Genomic DNA, 19478 nt, shown 5'->3' on the forward strand with positions numbered 1-19478 from the left:
GGAACAAATGGCACATACAGTTCTGGTAATTGGGTCCGGTGCCCGTGAGCACGCTATAGCTTATACTCTTTTGAAGGGTCAGACTGTAGGTAAGGTCTATTGTGCGCCTGGCAACCCTGGAATGGTGGCTGACGGCATTACTGTGATTCAGCTGGCTCAGACAAATCATGCAGCCATCATTGATTTTGTCAAAGATAAAAGCATAGACTGGGTTTTTGTTGGCCCTGAGAACCCTCTGATGGAGGGGCTGGTCGATGATTTAACCGCCGCAGGAATTAAAGCATTCGGACCTACCCGCCAGGCTGCTCAGATTGAAGGCTCAAAAACTTTTGCCAAGCAGCTGATGCACCGCCATCATGTGCCCACGGCTAAATACGAATCCTTTGATAATCTGGCCGATGCCCTGGCATATGTAAAGAGTCACGGAGCCCCTATTGTGGTGAAGGCTGACGGCCTGGCAGCCGGCAAAGGAGTAACAGTTGCCATGAATGAGGACACGGCCAGGGCAGCTCTGACCGATATTTTTGTTGACAATAAGTTTGGTTCTGCCGGAAGCAGCGTTGTCCTGGAGGATTTCCTTCAGGGACAGGAATTTTCCCTCATGAGCTTTGTCAACAAGAATCATTTCTGGACCATGCCGGTTTCGCAGGATCATAAACGTGCCTACGATGGCGATCTGGGTCCCAATACCGGCGGAATGGGTGCCTACAGTCCTCTCCCCCAAATTTCCAACGAAACTGTTCAGACTGCTATCAATACCATTGTCAAACCCACTGTTGAGGGAATGAACGCCGAAGGAATCCCCTTTACCGGTATTCTCTATGCCGGACTGATTGCCACAGCTGACGGCCCTCAAGTCATTGAATTCAACGCCCGGTTTGGAGATCCGGAAACTGAAGTTGTACTCCCCCGCCTGACTTCTGATTTAGGTGCAGGAATTGAAGCAATTCTGTCCGATCAGGAGCCTGTTTTCACCTGGGAGGACAATCAACGCACCACTTTGGGCGTTGTTCTTGCCTCCGACGGCTATCCTGATCACAGCCACACTGGTTCTCTCGTACCCGACCTGCAATCAGCCATCAACCAGGCAGGTATTGAAGAATCTACACACATTTTCTATGCTGGTGTAAAAAATTCCGCTGCTGGTGAGCTTCTGTCCTCCTCTGGCCGTGTTTTGCTGATAGAAACAACAGCAGATTCTCTTCCAGAAGCACAGGAACGGCTCTACTCCATCCTCGATTCTACCCATACAGACGGTTTCTTCTACCGCCACGATATAGGAGCCAAGGCACTGGCTTAGGCGATCAGCAGCAACTCATCCTTTTTACGTAATTCTTTACATGCTACAAACAAATTCTTAAAGAGTAGAACAATTGTGCAAGCATAAACGCTACAACCTAAAAAAAGAAGTTCGTATAATGTGGACTAGTTTTTGTTCTATGTGGAATCAGGCCACATCAGCTACTTATTCACTACCAAATAGAAAATTAGACCATAACTTTCCCGCAATATTCAATTGTAAGAAGTAAGGTAAATATTATTTATATTTCTATATTTATTCACGAATTCAAATACGCTAAACTATTTTTTTAAAGAAACGCCGTTTTCTTCTTTATTTTTTAGTGATATACTTCTTTCTAGTGTATTAAATAAATACACTAGAAAGAAGTAATTATGAGTATTACTGTTAGGAAAAGCAATGCTGAGCTGAATGAGCCAAATAACCGGCTTATTATTGTCAATAAATCATTCATCGTGATTACCCTTATTCACGATATTGTTATGCTAGATAAAAGTCCAACTCTACAGAAGAAACGGACTTTTAGGCTGGCAACAATTTAGGTTATCCATTGTCTCAGCAATCGTATAAACAAGTACTAGCTAATATGAGAGGATTGGTGGGTAAAATTATCCAGAGTAACCTACCCTTCTTCTCATATTCCTCTCTTGTCGAATCTGGCAAGGTAGAGAATATAAAAATTCTCAGTGAATTCTTTATCTACTTATTGGTGACTCAGGATAAATCGAATAAATTACTTTATTCGAAAAACAACCCTATGAATCTGCACCTTGCGCCATCTATTGATGATTCTTTGTATGAACAACTTCTTATATTACAAGGCGTATTATTTAATAATAATAGTGCTTCACTACCCGACCAAGAATTGACACGTAGCCAATACGATTCATTATTACCACATGAAAGGATCCAGTACTTATGGATTCTAAACCAAACAAAGCCAGAAAATCTAGCAATAAAAATTAAAGAGGCACTCTTAGAAAGTAATGCCAGCAGACAGACAGACTTATACTATTATGACTTTGCCGATCTTTACTATTTGACCCATTCGATATTTTTTGCTTGTGATTTTGGGAAAACCGATATTCACAAATTCATAGGAGAAAAAATAATTGAGAAGATGATACAGAATATCTTGGCAGATATAGTGTTTGCTCTCAAACTGAAGCATGACGATTTATGCGCAGAATTATTTATCTGTGTTGCATCGATCAAAGAACACCTACGTCCAAGAGAGAGAGAACTATGTCAACAATTATTCGAATTTTTTTATCATAATCGTTTAGTTCCGTTTCTTTCTAAACCAACTGTCACCTTTAGTAAAAAAACAGATGCTTATCATATTTCATTAGTTCTCGGGATGTTGGGGGCCTCCTATGCTAACAACACAAGAGGTTGAAAAGGAAATAGTGCTCAGGTTCAATCATGAATATGAACTTTTTGAATATCTTGAATCCGTTTATCAGATCTGTAAAACGTACATTTTATTTCACCCCACGCTAGCTAAAGACAGCTTGACACTTCTTCAAACGTTGTTACAACAATTCTTAGATTATTTTGATATTGATTCGTTAAAAAGAACGAACAATAAATTACTCATAAAAATTCTACCAATTGAGTTTGTCTGCGCACAGTTTCGACTAATTAAAAGTGACTTATTCTCAGGTGATTTATACTCGTATGAAATTCCTCTAGAAAATTATCTTGTACTAAAAGTCGTTGAATTAACTCATTTTTATCCGAATCTTCAGCTCCCTCCTGATTTCTTTAATTTGCGAAAAAATAATGATTATATTCACTGTTTAGATTTGTTATTTGCTAAATCTAAGCTTGGACTTGTGACATGCTTTGAGTTAAAAGAACAAGCTGAAAAAGTTTTAGAAGAAACAGACAGTAATATTCTCAACGAAGATAGCTATATTATGCTAGCTACTGCTGTCCCTAGATTAAAAAATATTCTTCCAAAAAGTATTGATACTTCTCTCTTAAAAAATATAAGTATAGATAAATTGTTCCTGCTTGATTCGGAGATATCGTGACTACCGCTCAGATATTAAAACATCGCATTTCTAAAGAAATTCCGATTCCTAACACTTTCGACTTTACAAAATGTAGTCTGACCAAAACGGACAAAATTATCTTAGACTACCTGCTCAACTTTCTCTCCTACAAATTACCCAATACTTCAGCAAAAGAAAATACTCTATTTCTTTTACTCTCTCCCGAGAAAGATAACACAGAAGAATGGAAGTTACTTATTGATACAGCTGTACTCCACCCCTCAGTAGTATCCGGCCTCTCCGCCTACTACCGTCAGACATATAATCTCGGATGTCTCGCAATTCTTTGTACCAAAATCGTAGAAATACCACATATGGAAAAAGAAAGAGAAAATATTTTACAATTTATAGATACTCAGAAACGAAGCAATGGCTACTATGGTTATGCAAATCCGTTTCTCGGTGAGACTACTAATATTTCAAATTACGAGAAACAATTAATTTTCAATTCAACTCTATACCTATTATTGAGTAAAAAAATACTCGACATGAAGGAGAAAAATCATGACGGTGCAGAATAAATCCCGAATGCAGCTGGCAATCGCTCTCATAAGTTACCTTATTGGGAACCTGACCAGCAGCATCTTCTCCTTCGTCCTGAGCATGTACGTTCTCAAACTCACCGGATCAAGCTTCACCTTTTCCGTCATTCTCCTGATTAATCCGCTGATTACCGCCCTGCTCAGTCCTGCTGTTGGATATTTTGTTGATACCTTCAATCACAAAAAAGTGTCCCTCCTGTCCCAGGCTGCCAGCGTGGCGATGATGGTTATTTTCCTCATCGCGCATGACCGTTTCACTACTCCAGGAGAAATTATTCTTATCGGAATTACCGTAGTGGTTCTTTCTCTGTGTGACAGCTTCCAGTCAACCTCCTACAAGGCCTCAACTATCCATATGGTAGCGGAGAACCATCAGCAAACTCTCATAGCATGGGAACAGCTGATGTCTACCATCGTTATACTTCTTTACCCGACCTTGGGAGGTGTTTTTTATGGCTTCTTATCTGTAGAGATTATCGCAGTCATAGAGCTGTGCGGAGAACTGGTTGTTCTTATAGCCATAGCCTGCCTGAATTTTTATCTGGTTGCGGGTACAAAGAAAAATGAAACTGATACAGATAGTTCGCATAAAGAGTCGCTGCGGGAATCGTTTAAAACAGGCCTATCATACATGGCTTCGGATAGCGCACTCATCAATCTTCTAATCTTCGCTATTATTGCGAATTTTGCTCTGGCAGCAATCAATGTTGGCTTACCCGTCGTCTTCCTCAATCAACTGAAAATTAATACAAGTCTTTATGGGATTGTTCAGTCCTGCCTGGCCCTGGGAATGATAGTATCCAGCCTGCTCCTCGGCATTATCAAGCTCAAGGGCAATAACCTGCGTCTGACCTCATATGCCGGTTTCGCATTAACCATAGGCTTGGTCATTATGGCAGCAGACCTTATGCTTTCGCCTCCACAAATAATACTGGTGATAATTTTTGCTGTTTCCATTGCGCTGATAGGCATGGCCATAACAGCCACCAACCTCCCCTTCGGAATCTACATCCGTACCCAGATTGACGAAGATAAGCAGGGCAGGGTCAGTGCCATGTCCAATGCTGTGGTCAGTTTTCTCTCACCCGTAGGCATGGCCCTATACGGTTTTCTTTTTGACCATGTAGCAGCGGGCTACCTTTTCCTGGTTTCCGGCTTCATCCTTCTGGCAGATACCATTGTCCTCTTTGTCCGGGGAGGAAAAGCTCCTCAGATGATGGCAAAGAACTGACCGCCTAGCGGTCTACATCATCCCAACAGCCAGTTGCCATCAAATCCTTGGCAGTCTGCTGAGGGTTATCTGTCAGAACAGTAATATGCCCCATCTTACGGTTATGTTTTACTTCCGCTTTTCCATAGTCATGAAGATTCCAGCCAGGATGAAGGGGAGCAATCTTTTGGGTAAGGTCAACGTGCTGTCCCAATATATTGACCATAACCGCAGGCGATAACAGACGAGGCTGGGGCAAATCCCAGCCAATAATCCCCCGGATATGAGTATCATACTGGCTGACAGAACATGCTTCAATAGTGTAATGCCCAGAATTATGAGGGCGGGGAGCCAATTCGTTGACCAAAATCCGCTGATCTTTGGTAATGAAGAGTTCAATAGCCAGAGTACCGCTGAGCTGGAAGCCATCAGCCAAAGCCAGGGCAAGTTCCTTTGCTTTCTTTTCCAAAGATGGGGACACAGATGCCGGAGCCAGAGTCATATGCAGAATATTATGCCTGTGCTCATTGCGCACCAGGGGAAAAGTAACATAGTGCTTCCCATTTCCGGAAACCAGGATGGAGGCTTCATAATCAAAATCAACAAAGGCTTCCACAATTGCCTGCGGCCACTTGTCTGCCGGCCAGACTTTTTGGCAGTCTTCAGGAGACTTCAGAACAATCTGCCCATGACCGTCATATCCTCCGCTGGCTGTTTTCAGTACTGCGGGAAAGCCAATCTTCTGCAAGGCTTGGTCCAGATCCTGCCTGGAGTTAACAGGCAGCCAGGGAGCTGTTTCAATTCCCAGGTTATTAATAAAACTTTTCTCATGAACTCGGTTTTGAGTAATTCTCAGCAAATTAGTGCCCTGAGGAATAGGAACACAATCAGATACCTGGTCCAAGGCATCGGCATCCACATTCTCAAACTCATAGGTCAGCACGTCACTGCGCTGAGCCAATTGCCGAATTGCAGCCTGATCGTTATAATCAGCCACAATCTGAAAATCGGCAACCTGACCTGTAGGGCAATGATCAGTAGGATCTAAAACCCCTATCCGCAGGCCCATATAGCGAGCGGAAAGGGCCATCATTCGTCCCAGCTGGCCGCCGCCCACAATGCCTATAGTGGCTCCTCTGCCCAAAGACCTAATTTTCCCACCGGTGGCATCATACAAGCTTGGCATTGGATTCCTCCACCATGTCTTTCAAACCTTGACGGTAATCAGCCAGAGCCTGTGCCAATCGTGAATCTGTGGTAGACAGAATGCTGACTGCCAGCAACCCCGCATTGGTAGCGCCGGAATTGCCCACAGCTGTGGTAGCTACTGGTATTCCCCCAGGCATCTGGACAATAGACAGGAGGGAATCCCAGCCGCTTAAAGCGTGCGAGCGCACAGGAACGCCTATCACCGGCAGGGTGGTTTGCGCTGCCAGCATTCCAGGAAGATGTGCTGCCCCACCTGCACCAGCAATAATCACATGAAGGCCTCTGCTTCGAGCCTGATGTGCAAAATCTGCCATTAATTCCGGGGTCCTGTGAGCCGAAATAACCTGTTTTACATAAGGAACCTGGAATTGATCCAGAATATCGCAGGCCTTCTTCATGGTCTCCCAATCACTGGCTGACCCCATGACAACAGCAACAAGCGGTTTGGACCCATCCTGCTTCTTTGCCTCTTCTCGTGCATCTCTGTCTGTTTCTGCCATGGCCGCCCTTTCGCCTATCGTCTGTGTAATCTGTTTATGACAACTCAATCTCGGCAGCCAATAAACTGCGTAATCGTATTGCCTGCTCCTCTTTATTGTATCGATCAAGGAGTATTTGTTTGTCTCCGGTATGCTTTTCCTCATCCACCAGCCATCTAAGCAGGAGCAAAATCTGAGTTTTTAGATTTTTTCCAGACTATAAAAAGAAAATTGCGATAATTTTATCGGTTCATTATGACCATCCTGGAATCTCATCGCAAGGTAAAGAGAGTTTCATTCTTTGTAAGATTCCCATCTGAAAGGAAAGATCATGGACCAAAGGAATATGACAGAGAACACAGCAGAAATCATTGACCGCTGCGGAAGCCCTCAGGATAGTGACGTTGATTTTGTCATTCCTGTCTATAACGAAGAGGAAGAGCTGGAGACTTCTATCAGGCAGCTGGGAGCATATTTATCGGGAACGGTGAATGAATATGGGGCTATTATCGCAGATGGAGTTCCGGCAAATTTCAGCTGGCAGATTGTCATAGCAGATAATGCCAGCACTGATACTACCTGGTCGATTGCTTCCGAACTCAGCCACCGCTACCCCGACCGTATCAGGGCAGTGAGAATTAGGGAAAAAGGGCGGGGACTCGCTCTCAAAAGTGCCTGGGGAGAGTCTAAGTCCCAGGTCTGTGCCTATATGGACGTCGATCTGTCTACAGGACTGGAACAGATCGACTCTTTAATTCTTCCACTTTTATCTGGAGAAGCCGATATTGCAATTGGCTCCCGCCTTCTTGCAGGTTCTTGGATTAAACGATCTGCCCGCAGAGAGTTTATTTCTCGCTCATACAATTTTCTTCTTCGAACATATTCCCGAGCTCGTTTTCACGATGCGCAATGCGGATTTAAGGCAATTCGGCGGCAAAGATTTCAGGACTTGCTCCCTCTGATTGTGGACAATGAATGGTTTTTCGATACCGAACTCCTTCTTCTGGCCCAAGATAAAGGCTGGAAAATCAAGGAAATACCTGTTCGCTGGGTTGAAGACAGGGGAACGACGGTCAAGATCTTTGATACAGCCTGGAAAGACCTTCAAGGCATGAAACGGATGAAAACTTTCAGAAACAGCACCAATCCTGAGCAAATCCTCAGTCATCAGGCGGATGCCTATAGGCAGACTCACGCCAGCCCCTTCGCCGGAAGCCTGATTCCCATATCCCTCTTGGGTAATTCCACAGTCTCAAGAAATCATCCTGCTATCCTCACAAATTTCACTGCGTAATCATCGCTGCGTAATTAAAATTAAGAAAGGCAACTCATGACATCAGCAATCGCAGGGTCAAAAACAAAAATATCAGCCGCTGACCCACCGCAGGCACCAGACACACAGGCACTCGGTTCACAGGCATCAGCAGTTACCAGCCTCTACATCCTGCCTCACCGCCGTCGATCAGACTGGATAGCCGTGAGCCTGCTCATGGTGGCTGCCTGTGCCGTTTTCTTCATCAATCTAACAGCATCAGGATACGCCAACGAATTTTATTCTGCAGCAGCGCAGGCAGCCTCTCAAAACTGGTCTGCTTTCCTATGGGGATCTTCCGATGCGGGAAATGCCATCACAGTAGATAAGCCGCCGGCTTCCATCTGGCTGATGGGCCTGTCAGTCCGACTTCTGGGGCTAAGTTCTTTCTCTATTCTTCTTCCGGAAGCCTTGCTGGGGATAGGGTCAACATATCTTCTGTACGCTACTGTCCGTCGATATTGGGGCAACTGGGTTGGCATCATAGCCGGTGGCATATTTATTACCACCCCCGTGACTGCTCTCATGTTCCGCTTCAATAATCCCGACGCCCTGCTGGTTTTCCTCATGATTGCTGCCAGCTCCTGCCTCATGCGGTCTTTGGAGTACAACACCAGCAGAAAAGGTAACCGCCGTCGGACATGGTGGATGGTTCTATCCGGTGTCTTAGTAGGCTTCGGTTTCTTAACTAAGCAATTCCAAGTCCTCCTGGTTTTGCCAGGAATGATCATGGCATTCTTAGTTGCCTCCCCTACAAAATTTATCCGCCGATTGGGTGATGGTTTGCTAGCTCTTATTGCCATGATTGTCAGTGCTGGCTGGTGGGTTATTCTTACCGTTCTTGTTCCAGCAGATAAGCGGCCTTATATAGGGGGTTCTCAGTCAAATTCTTTCCTGGAGCTGACTTTTAGTTATAATGGCCTGGGCCGGTTAACAGGAAACGAAACTGGTTCTGTTGTCCCTGGTGGATCTGGGGCAGGGGGCTCCCGGACAGGAGGATCCCAGGCCGGAATGTGGGGGCAGACCGGCTGGAACAGGTTATTTACCAGCGATTTTGCAGGACAGATTACGTGGTTGGCATTTTTTGCCTTTGCCGGTATCATCGTAGGCCTGATCATCACTCACCGGGAGAAACGGACAGATCTACGCCGGGCTCATGTTCTAATGACAGGTACTTGGCTCCTGGTTACCTGGCTGATTTTCAGCTTTATGTCCGGGATTTTCCATGCTTACTATACTGTTGCTCTCAGCCCCGCTATATCTACCCTGGCAGCCATTGCCATAGCTGGATTATGGATGAAAAGAAAAAGCAGCTGGTCGGTACTAACAGCTTCTGCCCTGATACTGATCACCGGTCTGTGGTCGCAGAAAATAATCTCCTCAGCCGGATCTTATTCCTGGTTAGCCTCTCTGACTCTTATCGTGACCATTACGGGGTCAGTCCTTCTTGCAATTACCGGCTTACTCCAAACTCACGGTCAAGCATCTATCAGTCTGCGTCTGGCAAGAATCCTTGCACTGGTCATCAGCTCTGCCGCAGTTCTTGTCGGCCCCCTCACCTGGACAGTGGCAACTGTATCTACCGGCCATCAAGGATCCATCGTCTCTGCAGGACCGTCTTCCCAAGGCGGCTCCCCTATGGGCGGCGGCCCAGGAGGAAATATCGGACCTGGAGGCAGGCCTGGAGGAAAAGGATTCTTCAATGGAAGCAGCTCAGGCGAGAGCAGGAAACAGCAGGCATATTCAGGTCAAGCAACAGGAGGCTCCGGTCTCCTGGGAGGCAGGAGCAATTCAGTCAGCTCCCGTCTCATCTCCCTGTTATCCAAGAATGCCAGTTCCTACAGATGGGCAGCTGCTACGACTGGGTCTCAGAATGCTGCTACCTATCAGTTGGCCAGCCAGAAGCCCGTCATGGCTATAGGAGGATTTAATGGATCTGATGCCTATCCTACCTTGGCACAATTTAAGCGCTATGTCAGGCAAGGATTAATCCACTACTATATTTCTTCAGGCAGTGGCATGGGAGGCCAGCAAAATGGAGGGTCATCCACTGCATCTCAGATTGCTCAATGGGTCTCAACTCACTTCACAGCAACTACAGTTGATGGAGTAACCCTGTACGATCTGACTTCCTGATTCTCCACGATTCATTGAAGCAATTGATCGAAATGATTAATCGAAATGAATTCTCACCTGGCGGAAGCCCATCGAGCTAAAGCCAGGTGAGATTCATGTCAGCCAAGTGACAACACAATGCCTTTCATGAAAATGAAATGACCAGCTTCGTGTAACATTGTGTAGCATAGAGAATATCTATCATTTTCAGGCATACACGTCGAAAACCTTCCGCAGCTCACGGACTGCACCTATGCTGTAAAAATGAGCGATGAAAGATCACACAGTGAAAGGAGAACCTATGCGGTTGCTCGGTAATATTATTTGGATTATTCTTGGCGGATTGATAATTTCGATCGCCTGGTTTCTCCTGGGGCTCCTCTTCTACATCACTATCATTGGTATCCCCCTTGGCCGGCAATGTTTCAAAATGGCCAGCCTTACCCTCACTCCTTTTGGAAAGACTATTGTTTATAGCCGGGGAGCAGGATTCAGCATCCTTAACATTGTATGGGCACTGACATGTGGCTGGGTAATGGCCTTAGCGTACATCACAGCCGGAGTTGGTAATTGTATAACGATTATAGGTATCCCCTTTGGTATTCAGTCTTTCAAGATGGCAGCACTGGCTTTCTGGCCCTTTGGCTCTGAAGTAGTATCTTTCGCATAAAGACACCTGCAATTTACGGGAATTATCGTATAAACATCCAGATAATAAGTTTTACTGATTTGCCAATTTAATCGTTACACTCGTGGGTAAAAGAAAAGGGCCATTGATATCCTGTGAATTACCACATCCTACAGGAAAGAATAAATTCAATGACCCATACACAACTTACCATACAAGAAGCAGCACTCATACACAGGTACCTTCATTCAGGATTATCAGTTATGCAGGTTAGCGTCATTACTCATCAGTCTCGCCCTACCATTTATCGTATTAATCAGTGGGTAGACACTGGTAAAATATTTCTGAATGGTTCCAATACACTCGTATCCCTAGAAGTCTTCGAGGAAGACATCGCTTGTGTTTGGCTTCTAGGACTGTGCGCGCATTCGTCAGTATCTGTCATATGGGTATAGTCCTGGTGTAATCGCTCGCACGAAGAATGTTGGGTGTTCTACACGTAGTCTCTACTGGCTTGCTCAGAAAGGAACTCTCTCTATCGCGTTACTGCAATGGAAGGGGAAACGACGGAAGAATCATCACGAGGAAAAGAGAGCCGGTTAATAGGCGCGGTGTCTATCCACGAAAGAAGCAGCATCTTTCCTGACTACATGCACGTGTTTGGACATTGGGAAGGAAACACTATCGTGGGTAAAGGCAGAATACGCTGTGTCATAACACTAGTAGAAAGACTGAGTAAACGTATCGTAACTCTACCTACCACGGGTCGTAAAACAGATGATATAGAAGAATCTCTGCATGAGTGGCTTACACGACAGCCAATAAACACGGTAAAGTCTATTACTTTTGGCCGGGGTTTAGAATTGCTCAGTGGAAACAAGCCATTCGTGATACTGATACAAGTGTGTTCTTTGCTAATCAAGGATGCCCTGGGCAGCGTGGTTTAAACGAGAACTCGAATGGATTGCTACGTCGTAGTGGGCTGCCTAAAACTATGGACTTCACTAACGTGAACGCCTGGTATATTCGTCGTGTCGCAGCTAAACGCAATCGTATTCCTTGTGAGAGTCTAACTATAAAACACCACACAAAATATTTATGACTCATACATCGCCAAACTGTAACGATTAAATTGGCAAATCAGGAATTTAATAGGTATTGGTGGGGGGTTTAACTGGTGTGGCCGGTTAAACCCTTCATCGTACTGTTAATGTTTGTGTGTGGCGGTGTGCTACTTTCCCGCGTCCTGTCGGATGGAGTATCATTGCCGTGCCAGGTCTTAGCTTCCGGGTTCGGGATGGTGCCGGGCGTTTCCCCTGGGCTATGACCGCCACAAGACTCTATTCTCTTATTATTCTGTTGTTTTATTGTGTGGTGGGTTGGGGACCGGTTAGTGGACGGGGCGGCTGCTTGCTTGAGGTTGGGTGGTGTAGTATATAGTTTGAGAGTGTGTCACTAACAGTAGTGTGTTCTCTTGTTGCTGTGAGGAGTGTTACACTGTTCTTACCCGCATGCTCATACATACTCGTATAAGCTGATGGTAAGAATGGTGAGAAAGAGAGTAGTTGCTCTTGACCGTTAGTACCAGTCAGCTTCACATGTTACCATGCTTCCACGTCTGGCCTATCAACCCGGTGTTCTACCGGGGGTCTTTCAAACCTCGAAGGGTTTCGGGAATCCTTATCTTGGAGAAGGCTTCCCGCTTAGATGCTTTCAGCGGTTATCCTATCCGAACGTAGCTAACCAGCCATGCCACTGGCGTGACAACTGGCATACCAGAGGTTCGTCCACCCAGGTCCTCTCGTACTATGGGCAGGGCTCCTCAAGATTCCAACGAGCGCAGAGGATAGAGACCAAACTGTCTCACGACGTTCTGAACCCAGCTCGCGTGCCGCTTTAATCGGCGAACAGCCGAACCCTTGGGACCTGCTCCAGCCCCAGGATGCGACGAGCCGACATCGAGGTGCCAAACCATCCCGTCGATATGGACTCTTGGGAATGATCAGCCTGTTATCCCCGGGGTACCTTTTATCCGTTGAGCGATGCCGCGTCCGTACACCGGCACCGGATCATTATCTCCGACTTTCGTCCCTGCTCGAGCCGTCACTCTCACAGTCAAGCCCGCTTATATGATTACACTCGTAACCCGATTGCCAACCGGGTTGAGCGGACCTTTGAGCGCCTCCGTTACTCTTTAGGAGGCAACCGCCCCAGTTAAACTACCCGCCAGGCACTGTCCCTGAACAGGATAACTGTTCGAGGTTAGACGCCCACTGCCAGCAGAACGGTATTTCACCTGTCGACTCCACACAATCTAGCGACCATGCTTCACCGTCTCCCGCCTATTCTACACAACCAGCAGCGAACGACAATACCAAGGTATAGTAAAGGTCCCGGGGTCTTTTCGTCCTTCTGCGCTTAACGAGCATCTTTACTCGTACTGCAATTTCACCGAGGTCCTGGTCGAGACAGTGGGGAAGTCGTTACGCCATTCGTGCAGGTCGGAACTTACCCGACAAGGAATTTCGCTACCTTAGGATGGTTATAGTTACCACCGCCGTTTACCGGGGCTTAAATTCACCACGTCACCCACAGGGTTAATGGATCCTCTTAACCTTCCGGCACCGGGCAGGCGTCAGTGCATATACCGCGACTTACGTCTTCGCATGCACCTGTGTTTTTGGTAAACAGTCGCTACCCCCTAGTCTGTGCCACCCCGTCAAGCTCCCTAACGTACATTAGATCACCCAGCAGGGTCTCCCTTATACCGAAGGCACGGGAGTAATTTGCCGAGTTCCTTGACCAGGATTCACTCGAACGCTTTAGTATACTCTACCTGACCACCTGTGTCGGTTTAGGGTACGAGCGGTAGCACACCTGACAGCGAAGCTTTTCTCGACACAAGGACCCACCATCACACAACCCCTTACAGGATCATGCCTATCACGCCTCAGACGCACACCGTGACGGATTTACCTATCACACGCCCCACACGCTTAGCCAACCACAACCACCGGGCTGGACAGCTATCCTCATGTGTCACTCCTCTGCTACCCTACTACACCAGCCAGTAATGACACCACTCGCCTCTCTCCCACCCCGAAAGACAGGAAAAAAACAAGCAGGACCACCCTACCAGCGCCTCAAGTTATGACGGTATACCACCGGTACGGGAATATCAACCCGTTCATCCATTCGACTACGCCTGTCGGCCTCGCCTTAGGACCCGACTCACCCGGGGACGTTGAACGTGGCCCCGGAACCCTTAGTCATCCAGCGGACGGGATTATCACCCGCCTGTCGTTACTCATGTCTGCATTCTCACTTCCCTACAGTCCACACAAGCTTCCACTCATGCTTCACCCCAGCAGGGAACGCTCTCCTACCCAACCAGCCTTCAAGCTGATTGCCGCGTCTTCGGTGGTGTGCTTGAGCCCCGCTACATTGTCGGCGCGGAACCACTAGACCAGTGAGCTGTTACGCACTCTTTCAAGGATGGCTGCTTCTAAGCCAACCTCCTGGCTGTCCATGCGACTCCACATCCTTTCCCACTTAGCACACGCTTAGGGACCTTAAACGACGATCTGGGCTGTTTCCCTTTCGACAACGGAGCTTATCCCCCGCTGACTCACTGCCACCACACACCTACTGGTATTCGGAGTTTGGTTGCCGTTAGTACCCACCATGGGCCCGTCGGCATCCAGTAGCTCTACCCCCAGCAAGCGACCTGGTAACGCTGCACCTAAATGCATTTCGGAGAGAACCAGCTATCACGGAATTTGATTGGCCTTTCACCCCTAACCACAAGTCATCCCCCCAGTTTTCAACCTAGGTGGGTTCGGGCCTCCACACGGTCTCACCCGCGCTTCACCCTGCTCACGGCTAGATCATCCCGCTTCGGGTCCAGAACATGCGACTAACCACGCGCTCTTCACACTCGCTTTCGCTACGGCTCCCCCACACAGGTTAACCTCGCCACATGCCACTGACTCGCAGACTCATTTTTCGATAGGCACGCCATCACCCCACACAAAGGGCTCTGACGGATTGACAGCCTATGGTTTCAGGAACTATTTCACTACCCTCCCGGGCTACTTTTCACCTTTCCCTCACGGTACTCGTCCACTATCGGTCACGCACACATATTTAGACTTACCCCACGGTCAGGGCAGATTCACACGAGATTCCACGAGTCTCGTCCTACTCGGGGACACTCCACAACCAGGCCAGACACTTTCGGCTACGGGACCATCACCCTCTACGGTCATGTATTCAACCATGTTCACCTCATATCCAACTTTATCACTAGCACGGGGCACGCCTGCACCCCACGGGAAACCCCACAACACCACACACGCATCAGCAGGCGCCTCTACCACGCGCATGGTTTAGTCTCCTCCGCTTTCGCTCGCCACTACTCACAGAATATCTTTTCCTACAGGTACTAAGATGTTTCACTTCCCTGCGTACCCCCCGCACACACGCGGTACCAGCCCACAACAGCCAGTAGGTTACCCCATTCAGACACCCTCGGATCAACGCCCTGTCGGCAACTCCCCGAGGCTTATCGCAGCCCCACACGTCTTTCATCGGTCATGCGTGCCCAGGCATCCACCATAAGCCACAGCAAGCAACACTCACATCACTCACCAGCCTAACGACCCCAGACAACAACTGTCATCACACAATAATGATCACACTAAACTAAAACATTCACCCCACACCCCCCTCCCACAAGAGAGAAGCACGGGAAGAAAATGCACCACAAACACCCCACCCCAACAGGCAAGGCATTCGCTCGCGTCCACTATCCAGTTCTCAAACCACCACCCCAGACACGCAGCAACCACCCACCAGCAATCACCACACACCAGGAAGCCCCCACACCGCACAGTCGCGGTTTGGAAACCCAACAGCATGCCCCACACTACCCTCTTGTTTTCCGACTCATCCACACCACACCAGCCACACGACTGGCAGAAAAAACACCCCCACACAGGGGGCACACATCTCCGTAGAAAGGAGGTGATCCAGCCGCACCTTCCGGTACGGCTACCTTGTTACGACTTAGTCCCAATCGCGAACCTCACCTTAGACGGCTCTCCCCACAAGGGTTAGGCCACCGGCTTCGGGTGCTGCCCACTTTCATGACTTGACGGGCGGTGTGTACAAGGCCCGGGAACGCATTCACCGCGGCACTGCTGATCCGCGATTACTAGCGACTCCACCTTCACGGAGCCGAGTTGCAGGCTCCGATCCGAACTGAGACCGGTTTTACAGGATCCGCTCCACGTCACCGTATCGCATCCCGCTGTACCAGCCATTGTAGCATGCGTGAAGCCCAGGACGTAAGGGGCATGATGATCTGACGTCATCCCCACCTTCCTCCGAGTTAACCCCGGCGGTCCCTTGTGAGTCCCCGGCACGACCCGCTGGCAACACAAGGCAAGGGTTGCGCTCGTTGCGGGACTTAACCCAACATCTCACGACACGAGCTGACGACGACCATGCACCACCTGTGAAAGCGCCCCGAAGGGAAACCCTATCTCTAAGATCAACGCTCACATGTCAAGCCCTGGTAAGGTTCTTCGCGTTGCATCGAATTAATCCGCATGCTCCGCCGCTTGTGCGGGCCCCCGTCAATTTCTTTGAGTTTTAACCTTGCGGCCGTACTCCCCAGGCGGGACGCTTAACGCGTTAGCTCCGACACAGAACCCGTGGAAATAGGCCCCACATCCAGCGTCCACCGTTTACAGCGTGGACTACCAGGGTATCTAATCCTGTTCGCTCCCCACGCTTTCGCTCCTCAGCGTCAGTAACAGCCCAGAGACCTGCCTTCGCCATAGGTGTTCTTCCCGATATCTACACATTCCACCGTTACACCGAGAATTCCAGTCTCCCCTACTGCACTCAAGCCCGCCCGTATCCAACGCAAACCCACCGTTAAGCAGTAAGCTTTCACACCAGACGCGACGAACCGCCTACGAGCCCTTTACGCCCAATAAATCCGGACAACGCTTGCACCCTACGTATTACCGCGGCTGCTGGCACGTAGTTAGCCGGTGCTTATTCACCAAGTACACTCACCAACCCACACAGGGCCAGCTTGCTCCCCAATAAAAGCGGTTCACAACCCGAAGGCCTCCATCCCGCACGCGGCGTCGCTGCATCAGGGTTCCCCCCATTGTGCAATATTCCCCACTGCTGCCTCCCGTAGGAGTCTGGGCCGTATCTCAGTCCCAATGTGGCCGGTCGCCCTCTTAGGCCGGCTACCCGTCGAAGCCTTGGTAGGCCATCACCCCACCAACAAGCTGATAGGACGCGACCCCATCGCATAGCACACAAAACTTTCCCACCAGACCATGCAGCCCAGTGGACCATTCGGTATTACCACCCGTTTCCAGGAGCTATACCCAACTACACGGCAGGTTAGTCACGCATTACTCACCCGTTCGCCACTCTCACCCACCCAGCAAAAACCAAGCAGGATCCCGTTCGACTTGCATGTGTTAAGCACGCCGCCAGCGTTCGTCCTGAGCCAGAATCAAACCCTCCACAAAAAAACCTCACAGAAGACTCAAAACAAGCCCACAAAAAAGAAAAAAACAAAAAGCACAAGGACACCCAACCACCCACAGGCAGCCAAGCACCTCACACAAAAAACATGCCCCCCACAAGCACACCACACAAGCACACCCATGAGAAACACACTGGCAATCAAAAAACAAAAACCAAACCAAAAACAAACTTTCAGTTCAGGCATAAAAAGTAGCACAAAACACGCTATTGAGTTCTCAAACCACCACCACACAACCAGCCACAACCCCCAACCACGAAGGAAGCAACCCCGCAGGCAGCAAAAAAAAACAATACACCACCCCACCCCACACCACAACCCCCCGGCGTGTCGCAAAAGACTAATTTCTTATCATGCCTTGCTAATCAAGGCATTTGCATATCTCTATTCGAAAAGTCCCTTTCTCCATGATGTCTCCATGATGGGAAATGGAAACAAATTATTTGTTCCATTATCCTTGGTAATAGTCAAAAATTTCTTCATCAGCATAAACGTACTGTTCTGAATCTGAATTATCTTTCACCTTGAGTGGAGAAACAGAAGTATTGCCGAATAGAGGCATTACGAAGCACAGGCATAGCAAAGCAGAAATACATAACCGTCTCATATAGTGTCCCCAGTTAAGAGATCTGGGACATAAGTCACTTTATAATAGCTTTACCGGTAAGGTTGTTTTATCTAGCTCACCCTGGATAAAACAACCTTTAGAACACACCTAATATTGACGCATTGAATAGAATAGAAGTTTGCTGCAGATGTATTGGATGTATTAAACAGTATTAGAACAAAAATAAAACAGATTCGAGGCGAGCTGCTATGTCTATCTACCAAAAAAATACCGATCCGACCGGTCCACTTCTTTATCAGCGCGATTCTACATATATCCCCCGAGTTGCTGCTGTTCATGACATGTGTGGTTATGGAAAATGCTCTCTGACTGCGGCGATTCCTATTCTTTCTGCCAGCGGATGCGACGTCTGCCCCGTTCCCACCGCTCTTTTGTCAGCCCACACTCAATATAAAACCTATACTTTTCACGACACTACGGATATCCTGTCTGCTTATCTTGATGCCTGGCAAGAAGAAGAGGTTGACCTGGACGCTGTATACTCAGGTTTTTTGGGGAACGCTCAGCAGGTTGATTTGATTGAACGATTATATAAGGACTATCCTCGGGCTCTGAGATTAGTAGATCCAGTCATGGGCGATGGTGGGAAAATGTATCCTACCTATACCCAGGAGCTATGTCAGGCTATGGGCCGGCTGGCTGATGGGGCAGATATTCTCATGCCCAATTTGACTGAAACATCTATACTGACTGGAAGAGAGTATAAAGGACAGAATCTTACCGATACTCAGGTAAATGCTGCTCTAGATTCCCTCCTGGATCTGGGGGCCAAAAATGTGGTTCTCAAAGGTATTGATCGGCAGGATGGGGTGCTGAGGAATTTTGTGGCAACTCAGACAGGTGGATCCGCAGGAAAAGTTGAGATTGCCCACGAGAAACTTCCCTTTATGATTCATGGAACTGGCGATGCCTTCGCTTCCGCTCTCTGCGGAGCAGTTATGGCTGGGAAACCCTTGGATCAAGCTGCTTACATTGCTGGCGATTTTGTTCGCAACGCTATGGTTTCTACCCGCCGGCAGCCGAATTTTGAGCAGAGAGGGGTCAGTTTCGAATTAAATCTTGCTCAGCTGACTGCATTGGTACAAGACTAATTGCTTCCTCTTACACGATTAGGAGCTCATGATTAAGAGTTTATGATTAAGAACTCAAAATCGAGAGCTCTTACTTTTCATGCCCGGAATAGGGTTCAGAGGTCTATGCTCAGAGGCATATAAAGAAAGTTTTGCTGCAAAAATTGCTGCAAACAATATGGCCAAGCACCCGGGGAAGGCTGCCTATATTGTATAGGCCTAAATTGTAGAGGTATAAACTGCAGTGGCAGCAGGCTATTACCAGCCTGCTGCCACTTTTCCACATTTTATCCGCAGTGATAAAGTCCTTAATTTTGAGGCGTGTTTCACGTTTGACCACATTGGGCA

Annotated in this window: 12 protein-coding genes and 3 rRNA genes; 10 read left to right on the plus strand and 5 right to left on the minus strand. The window is 47.8% G+C overall.

What is annotated here, in order from left to right:
* The first annotated feature begins 7 nt into the window (after positions 1 to 7).
* The 6 genes from purD (at position 8) to SCIP_RS04695 (ending at position 5133) form a co-directional block, all read left to right on the plus strand.
* Entirely contained in the window at positions 8 to 1300 is a 1293-nt protein-coding gene (purD, locus tag SCIP_RS04675; protein ID WP_006293384.1) for a phosphoribosylamine--glycine ligase, read from the plus strand.
* Between the two features lie 374 nt (positions 1301 to 1674).
* On the plus strand, positions 1675 to 1842 hold the full coding sequence (locus SCIP_RS08060) for a hypothetical protein (protein ID WP_155810237.1): 168 nt from the start codon (positions 1675 to 1677) through the stop codon (positions 1840 to 1842).
* A 44-nt stretch (positions 1843 to 1886) separates the two neighbouring features.
* The gene (locus tag SCIP_RS04680; protein WP_040590682.1) at positions 1887 to 2699 is read left to right on the plus strand and encodes a DUF6895 family protein; all 813 of its coding nucleotides are present in this window, start codon (positions 1887 to 1889) and stop codon (positions 2697 to 2699) included.
* Positions 2677 to 3339 (plus strand): hypothetical protein, encoded by a 663-nt coding sequence (locus SCIP_RS04685; RefSeq protein ID WP_006293386.1) that lies wholly within the window; start codon positions 2677 to 2679, stop codon positions 3337 to 3339. Before SCIP_RS04680 ends, SCIP_RS04685 begins: the two co-directional genes overlap by 23 nt.
* Positions 3336 to 3881 (plus strand): hypothetical protein, encoded by a 546-nt coding sequence (locus SCIP_RS04690; RefSeq protein ID WP_006293387.1) that lies wholly within the window; start codon positions 3336 to 3338, stop codon positions 3879 to 3881. The genes SCIP_RS04685 and SCIP_RS04690 overlap by 4 nt, the downstream gene beginning before the upstream one ends.
* Entirely contained in the window at positions 3865 to 5133 is a 1269-nt protein-coding gene (locus SCIP_RS04695; RefSeq protein ID WP_006293388.1) for an MFS transporter, read from the plus strand. The genes SCIP_RS04690 and SCIP_RS04695 overlap by 17 nt, the downstream gene beginning before the upstream one ends.
* 4 nt (positions 5134 to 5137) lie before the next feature.
* Here SCIP_RS04695 and purK read toward each other — a convergent pair whose 3' ends face one another.
* Both purK and purE read right to left on the minus strand, forming a co-directional pair.
* Positions 5138 to 6298, minus strand: coding sequence for a 5-(carboxyamino)imidazole ribonucleotide synthase (gene purK / locus SCIP_RS04700; protein ID WP_006293389.1), 1161 nt, complete (start codon positions 6296 to 6298; stop codon positions 5138 to 5140).
* Positions 6282 to 6821 carry a 5-(carboxyamino)imidazole ribonucleotide mutase gene (gene purE / locus SCIP_RS04705; RefSeq protein ID WP_115672838.1) on the minus strand — a complete coding sequence of 180 codons (540 nt, stop codon included), beginning with the start codon at positions 6819 to 6821 and terminating at the stop codon, positions 6282 to 6284. Before purE ends, purK begins: the two co-directional genes overlap by 17 nt.
* A 325-nt stretch (positions 6822 to 7146) precedes the next feature.
* Here purE and SCIP_RS04710 point away from each other — a divergent pair, with 325 nt between their 5' ends.
* The 3 genes from SCIP_RS04710 to SCIP_RS04720 all read left to right on the plus strand — a co-directional run bounded on the left by SCIP_RS04710 (position 7147) and on the right by SCIP_RS04720 (position 10897).
* The gene (locus SCIP_RS04710) at positions 7147 to 8094 is read left to right on the plus strand and encodes a glycosyltransferase (protein ID WP_231287997.1); all 948 of its coding nucleotides are present in this window, start codon (positions 7147 to 7149) and stop codon (positions 8092 to 8094) included.
* Positions 8095 to 8130: 36 nt separating this feature from the next.
* The gene (locus tag SCIP_RS04715; RefSeq protein WP_040590685.1) at positions 8131 to 10248 is read left to right on the plus strand and encodes a mannosyltransferase YkcB-related protein; all 2118 of its coding nucleotides are present in this window, start codon (positions 8131 to 8133) and stop codon (positions 10246 to 10248) included.
* Positions 10249 to 10528: 280 nt separating this feature from the next.
* Positions 10529 to 10897, plus strand: a complete 369-nt coding sequence (locus SCIP_RS04720) for a YccF domain-containing protein (protein ID WP_006293393.1) — start codon at positions 10529 to 10531, stop codon at positions 10895 to 10897.
* Between the two features lie 1176 nt (positions 10898 to 12073).
* On the opposite strand, the gene rrf is transcribed toward SCIP_RS04720, so the two are convergent.
* The 3 genes from rrf to SCIP_RS04740 form a co-directional block, all read right to left on the minus strand.
* Positions 12074 to 12190 (minus strand): 5S ribosomal RNA (gene rrf / locus SCIP_RS04730).
* Between the two features lie 223 nt (positions 12191 to 12413).
* Positions 12414 to 15493 (minus strand): 23S ribosomal RNA (locus SCIP_RS04735).
* 380 nt (positions 15494 to 15873) lie between these two features.
* A 16S ribosomal RNA gene (locus SCIP_RS04740) occupies positions 15874 to 17415 on the minus strand.
* The 16S, 23S and 5S rRNA genes sit together here, the layout of an rRNA operon.
* A gap of 833 nt (positions 17416 to 18248) precedes the next feature.
* Between SCIP_RS04740 and SCIP_RS04745 the strand changes: the two genes are divergently transcribed.
* On the plus strand, positions 18249 to 19151 hold the full coding sequence (locus SCIP_RS04745; protein ID WP_006293857.1) for a pyridoxamine kinase: 903 nt from the start codon (positions 18249 to 18251) through the stop codon (positions 19149 to 19151).
* Positions 19152 to 19478: the final 327 nt, after the last annotated feature.

Source organism: Scardovia inopinata JCM 12537 (assembly GCF_001042695.1).
GTDB classification, from domain to species: domain Bacteria; phylum Actinomycetota; class Actinomycetes; order Actinomycetales; family Bifidobacteriaceae; genus Scardovia; species Scardovia inopinata.

Coding starts and splice junctions, on each gene's coding strand:
- purD (WP_006293384.1), top strand. CDS start 8: ATGGCACATACAGTTCTGGTAATTGGGTCCGGTGCCCGTGAGCACGCT.
- SCIP_RS08060 (WP_155810237.1), top strand. CDS start 1,675: ATGAGTATTACTGTTAGGAAAAGCAATGCTGAGCTGAATGAGCCAAAT.
- SCIP_RS04680 (WP_040590682.1), top strand. CDS start 1,887: ATGAGAGGATTGGTGGGTAAAATTATCCAGAGTAACCTACCCTTCTTC.
- SCIP_RS04685 (WP_006293386.1), top strand. CDS start 2,677: ATGCTAACAACACAAGAGGTTGAAAAGGAAATAGTGCTCAGGTTCAAT.
- SCIP_RS04695 (WP_006293388.1), top strand. CDS start 3,865: ATGACGGTGCAGAATAAATCCCGAATGCAGCTGGCAATCGCTCTCATA.
- purK (WP_006293389.1), bottom strand. CDS start 6,298: ATGCCAAGCTTGTATGATGCCACCGGTGGGAAAATTAGGTCTTTGGGC.
- purE (WP_115672838.1), bottom strand. CDS start 6,821: ATGGCAGAAACAGACAGAGATGCACGAGAAGAGGCAAAGAAGCAGGAT.
- SCIP_RS04710 (WP_231287997.1), top strand. CDS start 7,147: ATGACAGAGAACACAGCAGAAATCATTGACCGCTGCGGAAGCCCTCAG.
- SCIP_RS04715 (WP_040590685.1), top strand. CDS start 8,131: ATGACATCAGCAATCGCAGGGTCAAAAACAAAAATATCAGCCGCTGAC.
- SCIP_RS04720 (WP_006293393.1), top strand. CDS start 10,529: ATGCGGTTGCTCGGTAATATTATTTGGATTATTCTTGGCGGATTGATA.
- SCIP_RS04745 (WP_006293857.1), top strand. CDS start 18,249: ATGTCTATCTACCAAAAAAATACCGATCCGACCGGTCCACTTCTTTAT.